We start from the raw sequence: 17,281 nt of genomic DNA on the forward strand, positions 1-17,281 counted from the left end.
TCAGCCCGCCTTCACGGCACGAACCAAGAGCAGCATCTCGTAGTTGGGATCATGCACCGCCAGCTCGTCGGGATCGAGTTCGCCAGCGCCCAGCCCATGCAGGTTGCAGATGCAGGTGAACACATTTCCAACGCTCGAAACCGTGACATTCTCGCGTCCGAAGACCGCCCCAAACAGCCGCCGTTTCGATTGCGAGGTGAAGTGCCAATACTCGCCCCAATCGTCGACACCTTCGCGCCGGGCCACGCGGCTCATGCCGTGCGAGGTGCAGAGCACAACGCCGCCCGGCTTCAGGATGCGGTGCAGCGTTGCGATCGCCTTGTCGACTTCGAAGATCATTTGCAGCGTCTGGGTGATGATGATGCAGTCAAACGTGTTGTCGGCGATCTGTGGCGCGTCGGTCAGATCAGCGACGATGGTGGCCTGCGGGTTGCCCTCGACGTAGTTCAGCACGTCTTCTTGGGTGACCCGGTCACCGCCGAATTTGCGGATATAGGCCGGGTCGCCCATCTCGAGCACGCGTCCGCGGATGTCCTCGGAATGGGCCGCAAGAAACTCTTCGATGTAGAAGCGTTCGATCGTCAGAAGGTCGCGATCCTGCCCAAAAATCGCAGAGATGGGCGAGAGCCGCCGCAAGCCGCCAAAGTTCACAGAGCCCACGGGGACGGATTGCAGCTTGTGCAGGCGCTGCTGCTTGCGCACCCATTTGCGCAGGCTTTCGGGCAGAACCGTCGTCGCGGTGTCGCGGACGGTTTTCTCGATCCATGCGCCCGGGGTCATGTGCGGCCAGTCGCGGTGATGTCGGCACCGATCTGCGAAGGGCCGGTCTTTGCGCTGTTGGAGCGCTTTTCGGCGATGATGTCCTCGATGATGGTCGCCAGAGACCGCTCGGGCCGGAAGCCGGTGACGGACTTCAGCCGCTGCACATCTGGCACCCGCCGCATCATGTCCTCAAAGCCATGAGGATAGACCTCCTCATAGGGGATAAAGCGGATCTCCGAGGAGGAGCCGGTCGCCTCGATCACCTGTTTGGCCAAAGCCTCGATGGTGATCTCGCGGTCATTGCCGATGTTGAAGACCTGACCAATCGCGTCGGGGGTGTTCATCAGCCGCACCAGCGCCTCGACCACATCGAGCGCATGGCCAAAACAGCGCGACTGCTGGCCGTCGCCGTGGATCAGCAAGGGCGCGCCTTCCAGCGCAGCCTGCACGAAATTCGGCAGCACCATCCCATAGCGGCCGGTCTGCCGCGGACCGGTGGTGTTGAAAAAGCGCAGCACGACGACCGGCAGGTCCGCCTCGCGGGCGTAGGCAAGCGCGAGAAATTCATCGAGCGTTTTCGCGCAGGCGTAGGACCAGCGCAGATTGCGCGTGGCACCGATGGTCAGGTCATCGTCTTCATGGAAGGGGATCTTGGCGGCCTTGCCATAGACCTCGGAGGTAGAGGCGATGAACACGGGTGTCTTGTCGATCAGCGCCGCCGTCAGCACGTTTTCGGTGCCGTTGATATTGGTCATCATGGACCGGCTGGGCTGCTCCATGATCACCTTGACGCCGACGGCGGCGGCGAGGTGAAAGACCAGATCGGCTTCGCAGACAAGCTGTTCGACCAGAGGTTTGTCCAGAACGCTGCCTTCGACAAAGCGGACCCGCGGGTCGGCGATCACAGCGTCCAGATTCTCGATCATCCCGGTGGAAAGGTCGTCAAGGATACTGACGTCATGCCCCTCGGCAATCAGCCGCTCCGTAAGGTGGGACCCGATAAAGCCAGCCCCACCGGTCACCAAAATGCGCATTATTCAAATATCCTGAAAGCGTCTAAATAAATCCACGGTAGCATGGCCGCCCGGCAAACGCATAGACCGGCGTTGCGTCTTGGCATCCGGCGGCGCTTTCGTGCGACGTTCCCTGTGAAATATTCAGCACTACCGCCGCGAACGGGTGCTACGGGCGCTATTGCGCGTGCCCCAAACTGCACGCAGCGGCAGCAGAATATCTTTCACGCTTCCCCAAAATGCCCTCACAGCTGCGCAATCCTCGCTGCAACTCTTGAATTTGTTCGAAAGGTGTTGGCAACATTTGGGTGATTAAATCCTGCGCCGCCCTTGGGAGCGACAGGCAAGAAGATTTTAAACAACCGATTTGAATACCGACGGGGGCTGAGTCATGTCAGGCGGCGGAAGGCTTCCCGATTTCCTCATCATCGGCGCAGCGCGCTCTGGCACAACCGCGCTCTATTCCCAGATGCGGCAGGCCCCGGACATCTTCATGCCTGCGCTGAAGGAGCCTAATTTCTTCTCTTACGAGGGCGAGGCGCTGACCTGCCAAGGGCCCGGCGCGGAGTATATCAACAGCTCGATCACCGAGGTGGACGCTTACAGGGCGCTCTTTGCCAAGGCGCCGGGCGGGGCGATCTGCGGCGAGGCGTCGCCGCTGTATCTTTATGCACCGCGCGCGCCCGAGCGCATCCTTCACCATGTGCCCAAGGTTCGCATGATCGTCGTGCTGCGCAATCCCATCGAGCAGGCCTTTTCGCATTTTCTCTACGCCACGCGCCACCGGATAGAGAGCGAGACCGATTTTCTTCGCGTGCTCGATCAGGAGGAGGCGCGTCTGCGCGCTGGCTGGCAGCCGCTCTTCGGCTATTCCTCCTTCCCGCGCTATGGTGAGCAATTGGCTAGATATTTCAGGCTTTTCCCGCGAGAGAGCTTCCTGATCCGAAGGTATGAAGCCTTTCGCAACACGCCCGATGCGGTTCTGCGCGATGCGCTGGCATTTGTCGGAGCCAATCCCGATTTTCAGCCGGTCCAGACCGAAGGGGTCAATGCTGGCGGCACGCCGCGCAATAGGGCGTTTCAGGATTTTCTCATGCGACCGAACCCGATCACCGGCGCGATCGGCCTGGTGGTGCCGCGCGAGACGCGCTGGAAAATCCGCGATTGGCTGGCCGGGTTCAACACGCGCCGCGGCCTTGAGATGCCGGACGCGGCGCGCGCGATCCTGATCGAAAGGCTGCGCGACGACATAGGACGCTTGTCAGATATCCTTGGGGAAGATTTCAGCGACTGGCTCATGTGAGGCATATTTCGCGGGTTTGGCCACGAAGCATGGCAAACCGGCGGGGCGGTTCCATGAAGATCGTAGAACATCAGTCTTTGACAGCGATCTCGACCGAACGGTGGGAGCGGAGTTGGCGAAATTCTGATGTAAGCCCCTTCATATTGTAGTGCCAGGCCTCTCAGCTTAGCACCTATTGAAACCAACCAGCGTCAGAGTTCCGGTCTCGCTGCTGTCACGTGACTTAAGGTAGTCTGCTGAGAAGCGCTCGCGCGACGACATGGTCGCTGTCCTAGCCTGCGATGACGGACAGGCGTAGCGGCGTCTTCGCCTTTCGCAGTTGGTCTACAGCATTGTGTTTACGCCGCCCTTGGTTCGAGCGATCGAGCGACCGGGCCGCCTTCCTTGGCCGTCACGCTGATCGTAGTACGGCGCGCTTTGAGCTGTGTGGCAGCAAGAGCGTCACATCATCACTTGCCACCGCTCCGATGAGTGACCAACGAAACAAGGTGTGAGCGCAAAATCAATGCATCTCAAGCCGAGGTCGAAAGTCTTTCTTCCCGAGTACGCCATCCGGCGGTTCAGCCTGCGATGCGCACGTTCAGCAGGGCGCAGCGCCGCTCGTCGCGGATGACCTGCAGCGCAGCGTCGAGGGCCGGGCGCAGATCGTCCGGCGTCTCGACCGCGCGGGCCCAGGCGTTGCTCGCTTCGGCCACCTTGCAGAAGTCGGGCGCGGGCGCGAGGCCGGTGAGCGGCATCTGGTTGGCGCGGCTCGCGGCACCCTCGGGGTAGAGCCCGGTGACCGAGGCGCGCACCGCGCCCCATTCGGCGTTGTTGAGGATCACGATCAGGATCGGCAGCGAAAGCGCCTCGGCGATCTGATGGCAGGCCACGGGGTTGGCGAACATATAGCTGCCATCGCCGAGCGTGGCGACGCAAAGCCGGTCAGGCTCGGCCAATTGCGCGCCGAGCGCCGCGGGGAAGGACCAGCCGAGGCCGCCCGAATGCGGCTCCTGAAACCACGAACGGTGGGCGCGGCGGGGCAGCGGGCCCAGCATCGTGCCAAGCTCCGAGAACACCGTGCTGGGCCCCTCCTGCGCGTCGAGCGCCTCGCCGAGGATACGGCTGACCGCGGGTTTGGTGAGGATCCCTGCCTTGGGCTGCGCCGCCTCGGTTTGCGCCTGCCGGGCGCGGGCGGTGGTCTCGGCCAGCCGGGCGCGGCGGGGGGCGATGTGATCGCCCTTGGCCAGCCCCTCCATGGCGGCGATCAGCGCCGGGATGCTGCGGGCGTTCTCGCCGGTGATCGACAGGTCCGAGCGGAAGTTGCGCACCGGGAAGCGCGAGAAGATCGGGTCGGGGCCCATATTGATCACCTTCGCGCCGGGCTTTGGCGCATGGGCGTCGGGCATCCACGGCGCGAGGCAGTCAAGGATCAGCACCACATCGGCTTGCTCCAGCCACGGGCCGGGGTCGGCGCCCACGTGGCAGGGGTGGTCGGTGGCGATCGCCAGATGCGTCGCCCACCACGAGCAGACGGCAATCCCCCACGCCTCGGCCCAGTCGGCGAAGGCGGCGAAGCTCTCGCCATCGCCCGCGCCGCGCTGCGCGATGACCATTGGGTGCTCGGCCTCGGCCAGCCAATGCGCCAGCGTGGCGATCGCCTCGGGGTCCGGCGCGGCCTGCGCGGGCGCCATGGAGGCGGGGGCCTCGAGCCCCTCGGTGGACACCTGCTCGCAGAGCACCTCGCGCGGGATCGACAGGTACACCGGGCCCTTGGGGGTGGAACTGGCGATGGCATGGGCGCGGTCGAGCAGGCCCGTCACCTGCTCGGGGAATTTCAGCTCATACTCCCATTTGCTCGCCTCGCGCACCAAGGCGGCCTGATCGCGCATCTCCTGCCCCCAGCCGATCGGCACGGTGCGGGCGCCGAAGCGGCCTTGCTCGGTGACCGGGGTGCGGCCCGACATGAGTATCATCGGGATATGCTCGCAGGCGGCGTTGATCGCGCCGATGGCGCCATTGGCGAGCCCCACATTGGTGTGCAGCATCACCGCCTGCGCCTTGCCGGTCATCAGCGTGTAGCCATGCGCCATGCCCATGGCCGCGTGCTCATGCGGCATGACCAGCGCTTTTGGCAGATCGATGCCCTCGGCGGCGGCCTGCGCCAGCCCCTCGATGATCGGCGGAAAGTCGGTGCCGGAATTGGCAAAGACATAGTCCACGCCGAGCGCCTTCAGCCGGGGGAAGATCGCGCCCCCGGCGGTGACGGTTGCTTTGTCTTTCATCTCAGCCTCCCAGCAGCGATGGCAGCCAGAGCGCCAGAGCGGGGAAGGCCAGAAGCAGCGCCACCCGCACGAGCTCGGCGCAGAAGAAGGGCGCGACGCCCTTGAAGGTTTCGATCATCGGCGTGTCCTTGGCCAGCGCCGAGATGATGAACACGTTCATCCCCACCGGCGGGGTGATCAGCCCCAGTTCCGCGACGATGAGCGCGAGGATGCCGAACCAGACCTTGAGGTCTTCGGTGCTCATGCCGAAGCCCGCGCCATCGGCGGTGGCGTAAAGCCCGCCGTTGATCTCCACCAGCATGGGCCAGAAGAAGGGGATCACCAGCAGGATCATCGACATGCTGTCCATCAGGCAGCCCAGCAGGATCAGCGCCACGAGGATCAGCACCATCACCGTCATCGGCGCCATGCCGCTTTCGGCGATCCATAGGGCGGCCTGCTGCGGCAGACCGATGCGCGACATGAAGATCTTCATCAGCTCGGCACCGAGCAGGATCACATAGATCATCCCCGAGGTGCGGGCGGTGGATTTCAGCGCGATGACCATCTGCGCCAGGGACAGGCGGCGCTTGGCCATGCCGTAGACCCAGACGAGGAACACGCCCACCGCCGCCGCCGGGGTGGGGTTGAAGAACCCCGCATAGATGCCGCCCAGCACCAGCCCAAAGATCACCATGACCGGCAGAAGGCCCAGCGTCGCCGAGATGAACTCGGAGCGGTTCGAGGCGCCGCCCGGCGGGCCTGCCTCGGGGCGGATCATGACGTAGAGCGCGATGGTCAGGATGAAGAAGATCACCGCTAGGATGCCGGGCAGCATGGCCGCGGCGAACATGGTGACGATATTGGCCTCGACGATCACCGCATAGACGATCAGCACCACCGAGGGCGGGATCAGGATGCCCAGCACGCCGCCCGCGGCGAGCGAGCCGGTGGCCAGCGATCCGGCGTAATTGTAGCGTTTGAGCTCGGGCAGGGCGACCTTGCCCATGGTCGAGGCGGTGGCCAGCGACGAGCCGCAGACCGCGCCAAAACCGGCACAGCCCGCGATGGCGGCCATGGCGGTGCCGCCGCGCATCCAGCCGAGCCATGCGTTGGCGCCGCGAAAGAGCGCCTGCGAGAGCCCCGCGACGGTGGCCAGCTCTCCCATCAGCACGAACATCGGCACGACCGACAGGTCGTAGATCGAGAACTGCCCGTAGGCGAGGGTCTTCAGTTGGCTCATCAGCAGCATCGGCCCGTTGACCAGCGCGATGCCGACGCCGCCGACAAGGATCATGCCGTAGGCGATGGGAATGCGGATGGCGATGAGCACCACAAGGATGACCAGCGACAGGATGCCAAGGGTGATGGGATCGCTCATGGCCGCACCTCCGACAGGCTTTCCTTGAAGGTCAGAGCGGCGGCGGCGATCAGCAGCACCAGCGAGACGAGGATCGGCACGAAGGCCCACCAGATCGGCAGCTGCAGGATCGTCGTCGTGTAATTATAGGCCTTCTGGTCGAGCATCCCGAGGTACATGCGCCACACCAGGATGCAGGCGAAGCCGAAGGCGATCAGCGAGGCGAGGGCGCGCAGCACCGCCAGCACGGGGCCGGGGGCGTTCGCGGTGAAAATGTCGGCGGTCACATTGGCGTCCGTCAATTGGCAGTAGGGCAGAAAGGCAAAGACCGCGACGGCCACGCCCATTTCGGTCAGTTCGAAATCGCCGGGGAAGGGTTTGGCCACCACGGCACCGACCACCGAAGCGATGTTGATCAGCACGATCACCAGCAAGAGCGCGCCGCCCAGCAGCGCCCACAGGGTGACGAGACGTGCGACCGCAGCGGAGATCCCGCTGCGGCCTTCGACTTCTGCGGCGAACATCAGTTGCTCATGCCCGCGTCGGCGTTTTCCTCGATCAGCGCGCGCGCTTTCTCGACCATCGCCTTGCCGTCGATGCCCTTGGCGGAGACATCTTCGATCCAATGGTCGACCACCGGCTCGAGCGCGGTCTGGAAGGCCGCGGTTTCTTCTTCGGTCAGCGTGACATGGGTGTTGCCCGCGTCGGTCGCGACCTTGATGCCGCGCTCGTCGATGTCGCGCCAGATCTGGCCGACCTTTGCCACCCAGTCACGATCCGAGGCGTCGCGGAAGGCTTTCTGCACATCTTCAGGCAGGCTGTCCCAGCGCGCCTTGTTCATCGAGACCTGGAAGGTGGTGGTGCCAAAGCGAGTCTTGTCGGCCCCTTCGATCTGATACTGGGTCTGGTCCTGAATCTTCAGCGCCGGGATGATCTCCCACGGGATGAAAGCGCCATCGACCACCTTCTTAGAAAGTGCCTGCGGCAGATCCGGCACCGGCATCGAGACCGGCGACGCGCCAAGCGCCTCGATCACCCATGCCCCGGTGCGGGTGGGGATGCGCAGCTTCAGCCCTTCCAGATCGGAGGGCATGTGCACCTCGGTGTCCACCGTCTGGATCGCCTGACCGGCGTGGACATGCAGGAACATCGGCTCGACGCCCTTGAAGTCGTCCTTCAGGTACTCGTCGTACATATCGTAAAGCGCGAGGTTCGCGGCCACCGGATCGTTCTTGTAGACGAAGGGCAGTTCCATCACCTCGGTGCGCGGGAAGAGACCCGGCGTATAGCCGTTCACCGTCCAGATCAGGTCGACGACACCGTCGCGCACTTGGTTGATCAGTTCGGGCGGACGCCCGCCGAGGGTCATCGAGGGGTAGATCTCGATCTTCACCTTGCCGCCGGAGTTCTCCTCCACGGCCTTGGCCCAAGGTTCCAGCATCTCGGTCTGCACCGGGGCCTTTGCGCCAAGGAAATGGTGCAGCTTGAAGACATGCTCCTGCGCCCATGCGCCGCTTGCGGCGGCGCTGAGGGCGAGGGCCGCGACAGCGGTTTTTGCCAGTCTCAGTTTCATGGTTTCTCCTCCCATTTATGGTCCGACTTGATCCCTCCCCGGATCAGATCGGGTAGTGCAGATCACCGTCCTGCGTCGTCAGCCAGCGCAATTCGGTGAACTCGGCGACTCCCCACGTGCCGCCAAAGCGACCGTAGCCTGAATCTTTCACGCCGCCGAAGGGCATTTGCGCCTCGTCATGAACCGTCGGGCCGTTGACGTGGCAAATACCACTCTCGATGCGCCGGGCGACGGCCATGGCGCGGGCCTGATCGCGGCCAAAGACCGCTGCCGACAGGCCAAATTCGCTTTCGTTCGCCACGCGCACCGCCTCGTCGACGCTGCCAACGCGGATGATCGAGGCGACGGGGCCAAAGCTCTCTTCGGTGTAGAGGCGCATCTGCGGGGTCACCCCGTCGAGCGCCGCGGCGTTGAGGATGGTGCGCGAGCCGCCGCCACCGATCAGCCGTGCGCCCTTCTGCACGGCGTCTTCGATGAGGTCGCGGATGCGGTCGGCAGCGCCCATGTTGACGAGGCTGCCAAGCGGCGCCTTGCCCTCGCGCGGGTCTCCGGCAGTGAGGCTTTCGACCTTTTCGGCAAAAGCCGAAACGAAGGCATCAGCGATCTCATCCATGACGATGATGCGCTCGGTCGACATGCAGATCTGGCCTTGGTTCATGTAAGCGCCAAAGCCAGCGGCGGCGACGGCGGCGGGGATGTCGGCGTCATCGAGAACGATGAAAGGCGCCTTGCCGCCCAGTTCCAGCAACGAGGGTTTGAGGTGCCGTGCCGAAAGCTCGGCGACGATCCGGCCCACGCGGGTCGAGCCGGTGAAGTTCACCCGGCGCACGGCGGGATGGGCGATCAGCGTCTCGACCAGATCCGGCGCATCTTCGGGCGCGTTCGAGATGGCGTTGACCACGCCCTTGGGCAGGCCCGCCTCCGAGACTGCCTCGAGGATCAGCGCATGGGTGCGCGGGCACAGCTCCGAGGTTTTCATCACCACGGTGTTGCCGCAGGCGAGCGGCGTTGCGATCGAGCGCACGCCAAGGATCACCGGCGCGTTCCACGGCGCCATGGCCAAGACCACGCCCGCCGGCTGGCGCACCGCGTAAGCGGTGGAGCCGGGGCGGTTCGAGGGGACGATCTCGCCTTTGATCTGGGTGGTCAGGCTGGCCGCTTCGAGCAGCATGTCGGCGGCGAGCATGACGTTGAACCGGGCCCATGCCTCGGTTGCGCCGATCTCGGATTTCATTGCGGCCACGATGTCGTCACCGCGCGCCGCCAGCGCTTCCGAGGCCTTGATCAGCAGCTTGCGGCGCTGGCCCGGCGGTACGGCGGCCCATTCGGGAAAGGCCGCGGCGGCGGCATCCACGGCGCGGATCGCGTCGGCCTTGCTGGCCGCTGCGGCGCGGGTGGCCAGCTCGCCCGTCACCGGGTTGGCGCGCTCGAACTGGCGCTCTTCCTCGGCGGGCACATGTTCGCCGTCGATAAACAGGTTGAGGCTGTCCATGCCTGTCTGTCTCCTTGTTAAATGAATTCGTTTTTAAGAGGTTCAGAGGTGCCGCCCAGAAAGGCGCGCTGCACCGCCGGATCGCTCTGCAACTCTGCCGCGCTGCCACCACCGACCACGCGCCCGGCTTCCAGCAGGTAGCCGCGGGTGGCGAGGGCGAGGCTGGCGCGCACGTTCTGTTCGACGATCAGCAGCGTCAGCCCGGTCTCGCGGATGCGCCCGAGCGCGGCAAAGACCTCCTTGGTGACGATGGGCGCAAGCCCGAGGCTGGGCTCGTCGAGCAGCAGCAGATCGGGGTTCGACATCAGCGCGCGGGCGATGGCGACCATCTGCTGCTCGCCGCCCGACATGGTGCCGGCAAGCTGTTTCTGCCGCTCCGCCAGGCGCGGGAACAGATCCAGCACCTCGCGGCGGCGTGCCTCGGCACCGCTGCGCGCGCGCGCCGGGTGGCAGCCAAGCGCGAGATTGTCGGCGACGCTCATCCGGGCGAAGATGCCGCGCCCTTCGGGGACCAGCGCGATGCCGCGCTCGACGATCTCATGCGCGGGCACCTGCGCCAGATCCTGCCCCTCGTGGCTGATGAGACCCGAGGCCGGGCGAACCACGCCGCCCACCGCCTTCAGCAGCGAGGATTTCCCCGCGCCATTGGCGCCGAGGATCACCACGCATTCGCCCTTGTCCACCGCCATGCTCACCCCGCCAAGCGCGGTGTGCTTGCCGTAGGTCAGACGCAGGTTGTTGATCTCAAGCATCCTCTTCTCCCAGATAAGCGGCGACCACATGCGGGTCCGACAGGACTTGATCCGTGGGGCCGTCGGCGATCAGTGTGCCGGAGTTCATCACCGCGCAGCGCGGGCAGAGCGCGCGCACCGCGTCCATGATGTGCTCGACCATGACGATGGTGATGCCGGTGCGCTCCAGCTCGCGGATCAGGTGGATGCCCTCGTGCAACTCGGTCGGGTTGAGCCCGGCGAGCCATTCGTCGAGCAGCAGCAGCTTGGGCGCGGCGGCCAGCGCGCGCGCCAGTTCCAGCCGCTTTTGGTCGATGTAGGTCAGTTCTGACGCCTGCTGCCCGGCGCGCGCGTGCAGCCCGACCAGATCGAGACACTCGGCCACCTGCGTCTTCAACGCGCGCCCCCAGAGCCGGTCCGGGCCAAAGGCGGCGGGCACCATGACGTTCTCTTCCAGCGTCAGAGAGGGCAGGATCTTCACCAGCTGGAAGGTCCGCGCCACGCCCGCTTTCGCGATGCGGTGGGGCGGGGCGCCGGTGTGGTCGCGCCCGTCGATGACCAGCGCGCCCTCGGTGGGTTTCAGCGCGCCCGAGATGAGGTTCATCAGCGTGGTCTTGCCCGAGCCGTTCGGCCCCAGCAGCCCCAGAACCTCGCCGCGCCGAACGGTGAGCGAGACCTCGTTCACCGCCGTCAGCCCGCCGAACCGCTTGGTGAGCCCTTGGGTTTCCAGCAGCACGCTCATGCGTTCACCTCCTTGCGCTCATCTTTCGGCGCGCCATTGCCGCGCGGGCCGCGGAACTTCTCCAGCGCCGCCAGCACGCCGTTCGGCAGCGCATAGACAACCGCCATGAACATCAGCCCCAACAGGATCGAGAAGTGATCCGGGAAGCGCGCCGAGAGCCATTCGAAGAGCAGGAACAGCGGCACCGCGCCACAGATCGGCCCCCAGAGCCGGGTCGCCCCGCCAAGCAGCGCCATGATCACCGTCAGGAAGCTGACCGTCGGGTTGAAGACGATCGAGGGCTCCACATAGACCCAGCGCGGCGCTTGGATCGCGCCCACCAGCGTGATGATCACCGACGAGGCGACGAAGAGCACCAGCTTGGTCCGCGCGAGGTTGATCCCCGAGTGCGCCGCCACGGTCTCGTCATCGCCGATCACCCGCAGCGCAAGGCCAAGGCGCGAGCGCCGGACCCATGCCGAGAGCGCCAGCGTCGCTGCGCCGAGCGCGAGCAGTTGCCAGTAGATGTGCTTGGCCTCCAGATCGAGGAAGATGTAGCGGCCCAGCGTGCCGGTCACATTGACCTCGAACCACGTGATCAACTGGCGCACCAATTCCGCAAGGCCGAAGGTGAAGATCACGAAGTAGATGCCCGCAAGGCGCAGGGTCGACAGGCCCACCAGTAGCGCCATGATCCCGCCGATCCCGGCGGCGCAGAGCAGCACCAGAGGGTAGGGCAGCACCTCGTTCAGCACCGCCACCGTATAGGCGCCGACGCCGAAGAAGGCGACCGTGGCGAGCGAGATATAGCGTGTCGGTCCCGAGAACATGGCCCAGGCGGTGGCCAGCGTCACATAGCCCGCAAGACCCACCAGCAGGCCGGTGCCATAGTCTCCAAGCCAGAACGGCAAGGCAGAGAGCAGCCCCAAGCAGACGGTTGCGATCAGATAGTGCATCGTCTCAACCCCCCGCCTTGCCGAACAGCCCCGTCGGCCGCCAGAGCAGCACGGCGAGGAACAATGTGTAGGTTGCGGCCAGCGTCAGGCCCGGATCGATGAAGGCGGCCACGAAGGTCTCGGCCAGCCCCAGCAGCAGCCCCGCGATGAGCGCGCCGAGGATATTGCCGACGCCGCCCATGATGACGACGATCAGCGCCTTCATGGTGAAGACCACGCCGTCAGTGGCCGAAAAGGTCTGGAACATCGAGATGAGCGCGCCACCGGCAGCGGCCAGCGCGCCGCCAAGAGCAAAGCCCTGCCGGCCCAGCTTGTTCACGTCGATGCCGACGAGATAGGCCGAGGCCGGAGCAAGCGCCACCGCGCGCAGCGCACGGCCCCAACGGGTGCGGATCATCATGGCGTAAAGGCCAAAGCCGATGATCAGCGACACCGCGAAGGCGATCAGCCGGTTGGCGGCGATGGTGGTGCCAAGGATGCCGACGCCTTGATCGAGATAGCTGTAGGAGGTGAAATCGCTGCCAAAGGTGATCAGCATCAGCCCCTGCACGACAAAGAGCAGGCCGAAGGTGGCCAGAATGGTGTCGACCTCAAGTCGTCCGCCGCCGCCCGAGCGGTTGATCAGCGGGCGCATCATCACCGCGTGGATGATCCAGCCGAGCGCATAGCCCAGCGGCACGACGACCAGCAGCCCCCAAAGCGGACCGAGACCCCAGCTGGTGAACATCATCGTCACCGCGAAACAGGCGAGCAGCATGAACTCGCCGTAGGCGAGGTTCATGATCCGGGCGATGCCGTATTGCAGCGACAGACCCAGCGCCAAAAGCGCATAGGTGCCGCCCAGCACCAGCCCGAGAAAGAGCGTGGAAAGAAACATTTATCGTCCCTGCTAGAGGGTTGGGGCAGGGCGGGCGCGGGGCCCGCCACCGCCGATTACCATTCGGGTTTCGGGATGACCGGGGCAGAGGCGCCGGTCTGGTCAGCGGGGCTCACGGCGACGAAGTGCTCGCCCTGCCACTGACCGACCCACCACAGCTTGCGCAGCTGGTTGTCTTCCAGCTTCACCTCGCCGATCACCGTCTCGAAGCTGCCGGTGGAAAGCTCTTGCGCCAGCGCCTCATGGTCGAGGCCGACGCGCTTCACCGCCTCTTCCAGCATCTCCAGCGAGGCATAGGTGATCGCGCTCGCCCAGCTGTCGGGCGCGGCGCCCTTGGCTTCGGTGTGCTTGGCGAAATACTCCTGAATGGCGGGGCTGGAGGCATCGACGCCGCCAATGGACATCACACCCTCTTGCTTGCCTTCGGTGATCTTGCCGTAGATCGGGAAGGCGCCGCCGACGCCGATGTAAAACACCTTGGGATTAAAGCCCGTGGTGATCGCCTGTTTGGTCACGCCAAAGCTGCCCGGCGGGTAGGAAAAGGCGACGAAACTGTCAGCGCCCGAGCCCTGCACCTCGTTGAGGATCGCGGCGAAATCGGAGGTGCCGAGTGGGTAGCTCTCGTCGTAGACCAGTTCGAACCCGGCTTCCTCAAATGCAGGGCGCGCGGCCTTCACCAGATCGATGCCAAAGCCGTCGGCGACCGAGATCATCGCGACCTTGTCGTTGATCGTCCCGGCCTCCTTGGCGGCGGCCAGCGTCTCGACCAGCGCGGTGGCGTAGTCATGCCCGCCGCCCAGCATCCAGAACGAGCGGTCCCAGCGCTTGGCAAACTCGGGCGCCTTGTCGGTCACCGAGGTGACGGCCAGTTGCGGATAGCCGAAACGGTCCATCAGCGGCGCGATGGCAAGATTGCCCCCCGTGCCCCACGGCGGCAGGATCAGATCGACCTTATCCTGCGTGGCAAGCCGTTCGATGGCGCGCACGAGGTCTTCGGCGCTGGAGCGGTCGTCATATTCGATCACTTCGATGGGGCGGCGGCTGCCGTCGGGCATCTCGAGCCCGCCTGCGGCATTCACCTCGCTCACCCAAAGTTCGTAATTGGGGATGGTGGTGATGCCCGCGCCGGTAGCGCTGGGGCCGGATTTCGACACGGCATAGCCGATGGTGACAGGGTCTTCCTGTGCCGCCAGCGGGGCGCTGAGCGCCAGCGCCGAGACCATGGCAAGCGGCAACGCGCGCAGCACGGCGCGCCTCGTGTTGTGTAACATGCAGTCCTCCCGTTGATGCATTTGCAGCATCCGATTGCGCCACACGCGTCCCCCTCCTCGAGGCGTCCTGTGACGGGTGACGAAGAAGGTATCTGAAAAAAACATTGATAAAATGCACTAGTGCGGGGAAGAATTGTACGCATAAGGACCAAAGCGCGCCCAAATCATGAGCATGATGAAAACTTACCCGCTGCGGCAGGCCACGCATCACGGCATTACCGCGCATGAAATCCGCAGCCCGCTGGCGGAAACCACCTACGGTCTGCGCGAGGAAAGCGCCTGCCTGCTGCTGCTCGAGGCCGGGCGCGCGCGGGTCGAGGGCGCGGCGCGCGACATGGCGGTGGAATCGCCGCGCTTCGTCTGGCTGGCACCGGGGCGGGCGGGGGCGCTGCGGCTATCTCCGGGCAGTCGCGGCGAGATGCTGCAACTCAGCAAGGGCGCGTTGGCCCGGGTGCTGCCCGCCTCGGCCTTTGGCGACGAGTTGAGCCAGGTTCTGCGCGGCGATCTGTCGGTGCCGGTGGGGACGGAGCGCGCGCAGATCGTGCGGTGGCTGGCGGAACTGCGCGAAGAACTGACCGGCGGCGCACCGGGGGCCGAGATGATGGCGGGCCACATCCTGTCGCTGCTGCTGATCCAGCTCTGGCGCGGGGTGAAGGCCGGGCGGCAGCGCCCCGATGTGGCCACCGGCGGCCTCGTGCAGGGGTTCGTGCAACTGGCCGGGCTGCATCTGCGCGAGCATTGGCAGGTGGGCGACTATGCCGCCGCGCTGGGGGTTTCGCGCGACCGGCTTTCGGACGCGGTGCGCCGCGCCACCGGGCGCGCACCGCAGGTCTGGCTGCATGAGGCGCTGCACCGAGAGGCGGCGGAACTGCTGACCAACTCCGGCCTGCAGGTGGCGCAGGTGGGGTTTCGGCTCGGGTTTTCGGATCCTGCCTATTTCAACAGGTTTTTCAAACGGATGGAGGGCGTTCCTCCGAGCCGGTTCCGACGCCGCGCGGCGCGGCGCAGCGCGCCGTCCACGTCTTATGCGGCGTGGCCGTGAGGGGGTGCCTGTGACCTGGGGTGGCGCGGGGCGACCAGCCCCGGGCCGCGCCCGACCCTTCCCCGGGAGGGCGCATTTGCGATCTCAGTCTCAGCTCACGCCGCGTCCGGGCTGGAGGGATAAAGCGCCTCGCACATGCGGTGCAAAGCGCCCACCCAGGCTCGGGCGCGTCCCTCATCGCGAGGGATGAGGGGTCAAGCCCGCCGCCGCCGTCCGCCGCGCCGCCCGCCGCGGGCCTCGGCACCGCTGTCTTCGCCCTTGTTCATGGCGATCCATGCCGCGCCGTGCGGGTCTTGGTTCACGAGGAAATTCGCCGCACGGATCGCGATCATCTCGGCGCCGGGACCGGCCTTCATCGCGCCCAGCCCGAAGAGCCGCACGAAACTTTCGTCGTCGATCTCGGGCAGGGCGATGCCCGCGGCGGCAACCTCGGCCTTCTTCGCGGCGATCTTCGCCTGCGTCACCGGCAGGGCGACGGGGTTCATGATTGCCGAGGTCATCCCCGCGCCGATCGCCATGGGCAGGAAGGCGGTGTTGATGCCGTGGCGGTTGGGCAGACCGAAAGAGATGTTCGACGCGCCGCAGGTGGTGTTCACTCCAAGCTCTTCGCGCAGACGCCGCACCAGCGCAAAGACCTGCTGGCCCGCCGTGGCCATGGCGCCCACCGGCATGACCAGCGGATCGACCACGATGTCATGCGCCGGGATGCCGTAATCCGCCGCGCGCTCGACAATCTTTTTCGCCACGGCAAAGCGTATTTCGGGGTCTTCCGAAATGCCGGTATCGTCGTTGGAAATGGCCACCACCGGCACGTTGTATTTCTTCACCAGCGGCAGCACGCGCTCCAGCCGCTCTTCCTCGCCGGTGACCGAGTTCAGCAAGGGGCGGCCCTGCGCCGCTGCCAGACCTGCCTCCAGCGCGCCGGGCACCGAGCTGTCGATGCAGAGCGGCACATCCACCAGATCCTGCACCAGTTCGATCAGGCTGCGCATCAGCGGCGGCTCGGTCTGGTTCGGATCGGGGTTGGAGTTGTAGACCACGCCCGCGTTCACATCGAGCACCATGGCCCCCGCCGCCACTTGGGCCAGCGCGTCGGCCTCGACGGTGGAGAAATTCCCGGCCTCCAGTTCCGCCGCCAGCTTCTTGCGGCCGGTAGGGTTGATCCTTTCGCCGATGACGCAGAACGGCTCATCAAAGCCGATGGTCACGGTGCGGGTCCGGGATTCCAGAACGGTGCGTGTCATGTGGGGCCTCCTCCCTGGTCGAATGCTATTCCAGCCGTGCGAGCAACTCCTCGAGGGCCGGGTCGGTGTAGTCGCGGATCACGGTCTGCGCGCCTGCAGCGCGAAGCTGGTCGGCGCTCAGGCCGGACGACAGGATGCCCACGGTGTGCGCGCCCGAAGCAGCGGCGGCGCGCATCCCCGAGGGGCTGTCCTCGAAGGCGATGCATTCCTGCGGCGGCACGCCAAAGGCGCGCATGGCCACGGCATAGGGCTCGGGGTCGGGCTTGGCGCGGGCGCATTCGTCGCCGATTACCAGCGTCTCGGCGAAGGCGCGCAGCCCGGTGGCACCGAGCATCGCCTCGGCATTGTCGCGCGGGGCATTGGTCACCACGGCGATGCGCCAGCCCTGCGCCTTGGCCCGCAGCATCAGCGCCTCGGCGCCCGGCATCGGCGCATGACCATCGCCCAGCTTGTCGCGGAAGCGCGCTTCTTTGTGGTTCGACAGCGCCTGCGCGTCCTCGCCGGGAAACAGCTCGGGAAAGCTCTCGAGATTGTGCCGCCCGTGGATGTCCGACAGGTAGCCCGCCTCGGTCAGCTCGCGCCCGCGTTCGGCGAAAAGATCGGCGAAGACCTCGAAATGCAGCGGATCGGAATGCAGCAGCGTGCCGTCGAGATCGAAGAGAAGTGCGCGGATCATGCGGTGTATGCCCTTTG

General features: G+C 65.6%; 16 protein-coding genes. 2 read left to right on the forward strand and 14 right to left on the reverse strand.

The window, feature by feature from the left end:
- Positions 1-780, reverse strand: coding sequence for a class I SAM-dependent methyltransferase (locus AYJ57_RS13270; RefSeq protein WP_066106121.1), 780 nt, complete (start codon positions 778-780; stop codon positions 1-3).
- Positions 777-1,796 (reverse strand): NAD-dependent epimerase/dehydratase family protein, encoded by a 1,020-nt coding sequence (locus tag AYJ57_RS13275; protein WP_066106125.1) that lies wholly within the window; start codon positions 1,794-1,796, stop codon positions 777-779. The genes AYJ57_RS13270 and AYJ57_RS13275 overlap by 4 nt, the downstream gene beginning before the upstream one ends.
- Positions 1,797-2,166: 370 nt before the next feature.
- Here AYJ57_RS13275 and AYJ57_RS13280 point away from each other — a divergent pair, with 370 nt between their 5' ends.
- Complete coding sequence (locus tag AYJ57_RS13280; RefSeq protein ID WP_066106128.1) at positions 2,167-3,078, forward strand: sulfotransferase; 912 nt, start codon at positions 2,167-2,169, stop codon at positions 3,076-3,078.
- Positions 3,079-3,638: 560 nt separating this feature from the next.
- Here AYJ57_RS13280 and AYJ57_RS13285 read toward each other — a convergent pair.
- Genes AYJ57_RS13285 through AYJ57_RS13330 form a run of 10 tightly spaced genes read right to left on the reverse strand, consistent with a single transcriptional unit; the run spans position 3,639 to position 14,302 of the window.
- The gene (locus tag AYJ57_RS13285) at positions 3,639-5,342 is read right to left on the reverse strand and encodes a thiamine pyrophosphate-requiring protein (RefSeq protein WP_066106131.1); all 1,704 of its coding nucleotides are present in this window, start codon (positions 5,340-5,342) and stop codon (positions 3,639-3,641) included.
- A 1-nt stretch (position 5,343) separates the two neighbouring features.
- Positions 5,344-6,702 carry a TRAP transporter large permease gene (locus AYJ57_RS13290; protein ID WP_066106137.1) on the reverse strand — a complete coding sequence of 453 codons (1,359 nt, stop codon included), beginning with the start codon at positions 6,700-6,702 and terminating at the stop codon, positions 5,344-5,346.
- A complete protein-coding gene (locus AYJ57_RS13295) occupies positions 6,699-7,205 on the reverse strand; it encodes a TRAP transporter small permease (protein WP_066106140.1) in 507 nt (168 codons plus the stop codon). Before AYJ57_RS13295 ends, AYJ57_RS13290 begins: the two co-directional genes overlap by 4 nt.
- Positions 7,205-8,254 (reverse strand): TRAP transporter substrate-binding protein, encoded by a 1,050-nt coding sequence (locus AYJ57_RS13300; RefSeq protein WP_157374087.1) that lies wholly within the window; start codon positions 8,252-8,254, stop codon positions 7,205-7,207. The genes AYJ57_RS13295 and AYJ57_RS13300 overlap by 1 nt, the downstream gene beginning before the upstream one ends.
- 43 nt (positions 8,255-8,297) lie before the next feature.
- Complete coding sequence (locus AYJ57_RS13305; protein WP_066106145.1) at positions 8,298-9,746, reverse strand: aldehyde dehydrogenase; 1,449 nt, start codon at positions 9,744-9,746, stop codon at positions 8,298-8,300.
- Positions 9,747-9,763: 17 nt separating this feature from the next.
- Positions 9,764-10,498, reverse strand: coding sequence for an ABC transporter ATP-binding protein (locus AYJ57_RS13310; protein WP_066106147.1), 735 nt, complete (start codon positions 10,496-10,498; stop codon positions 9,764-9,766).
- Positions 10,491-11,219: an ABC transporter ATP-binding protein gene (locus tag AYJ57_RS13315; protein ID WP_066106150.1), complete on the reverse strand. Its 729-nt coding sequence runs from the start codon at positions 11,217-11,219 to the stop codon at positions 10,491-10,493. The genes AYJ57_RS13310 and AYJ57_RS13315 overlap by 8 nt, the downstream gene beginning before the upstream one ends.
- On the reverse strand, positions 11,216-12,154 hold the full coding sequence (locus AYJ57_RS13320; protein WP_066106153.1) for a branched-chain amino acid ABC transporter permease: 939 nt from the start codon (positions 12,152-12,154) through the stop codon (positions 11,216-11,218). The genes AYJ57_RS13315 and AYJ57_RS13320 overlap by 4 nt, the downstream gene beginning before the upstream one ends.
- A 4-nt stretch (positions 12,155-12,158) precedes the next feature.
- The gene (locus AYJ57_RS13325) at positions 12,159-13,031 is read right to left on the reverse strand and encodes a branched-chain amino acid ABC transporter permease (RefSeq protein WP_066106156.1); all 873 of its coding nucleotides are present in this window, start codon (positions 13,029-13,031) and stop codon (positions 12,159-12,161) included.
- Between the two features lie 56 nt (positions 13,032-13,087).
- A complete protein-coding gene (locus AYJ57_RS13330) occupies positions 13,088-14,302 on the reverse strand; it encodes an amino acid ABC transporter substrate-binding protein (RefSeq protein WP_066107096.1) in 1,215 nt (404 codons plus the stop codon).
- Positions 14,303-14,468: 166 nt separating this feature from the next.
- On the opposite strand from AYJ57_RS13330, the gene AYJ57_RS13335 reads away from it, so the two are divergent.
- Positions 14,469-15,344 (forward strand): helix-turn-helix domain-containing protein, encoded by an 876-nt coding sequence (locus AYJ57_RS13335; protein ID WP_083191254.1) that lies wholly within the window; start codon positions 14,469-14,471, stop codon positions 15,342-15,344.
- Between the two features lie 194 nt (positions 15,345-15,538).
- Here AYJ57_RS13335 and AYJ57_RS13340 read toward each other — a convergent pair whose 3' ends face one another.
- The gene (locus AYJ57_RS13340; RefSeq protein ID WP_066106159.1) at positions 15,539-16,588 is read right to left on the reverse strand and encodes a dihydropteroate synthase; all 1,050 of its coding nucleotides are present in this window, start codon (positions 16,586-16,588) and stop codon (positions 15,539-15,541) included.
- Positions 16,589-16,613: 25 nt separating this feature from the next.
- Positions 16,614-17,264: an HAD family hydrolase gene (locus AYJ57_RS13345; protein ID WP_066106162.1), complete on the reverse strand. Its 651-nt coding sequence runs from the start codon at positions 17,262-17,264 to the stop codon at positions 16,614-16,616.
- Positions 17,265-17,281: the final 17 nt, after the last annotated feature.

Source organism: Salipiger sp. CCB-MM3 (genome assembly GCF_001687105.1).
Lineage (GTDB): Bacteria > Pseudomonadota > Alphaproteobacteria > Rhodobacterales > Rhodobacteraceae > Salipiger.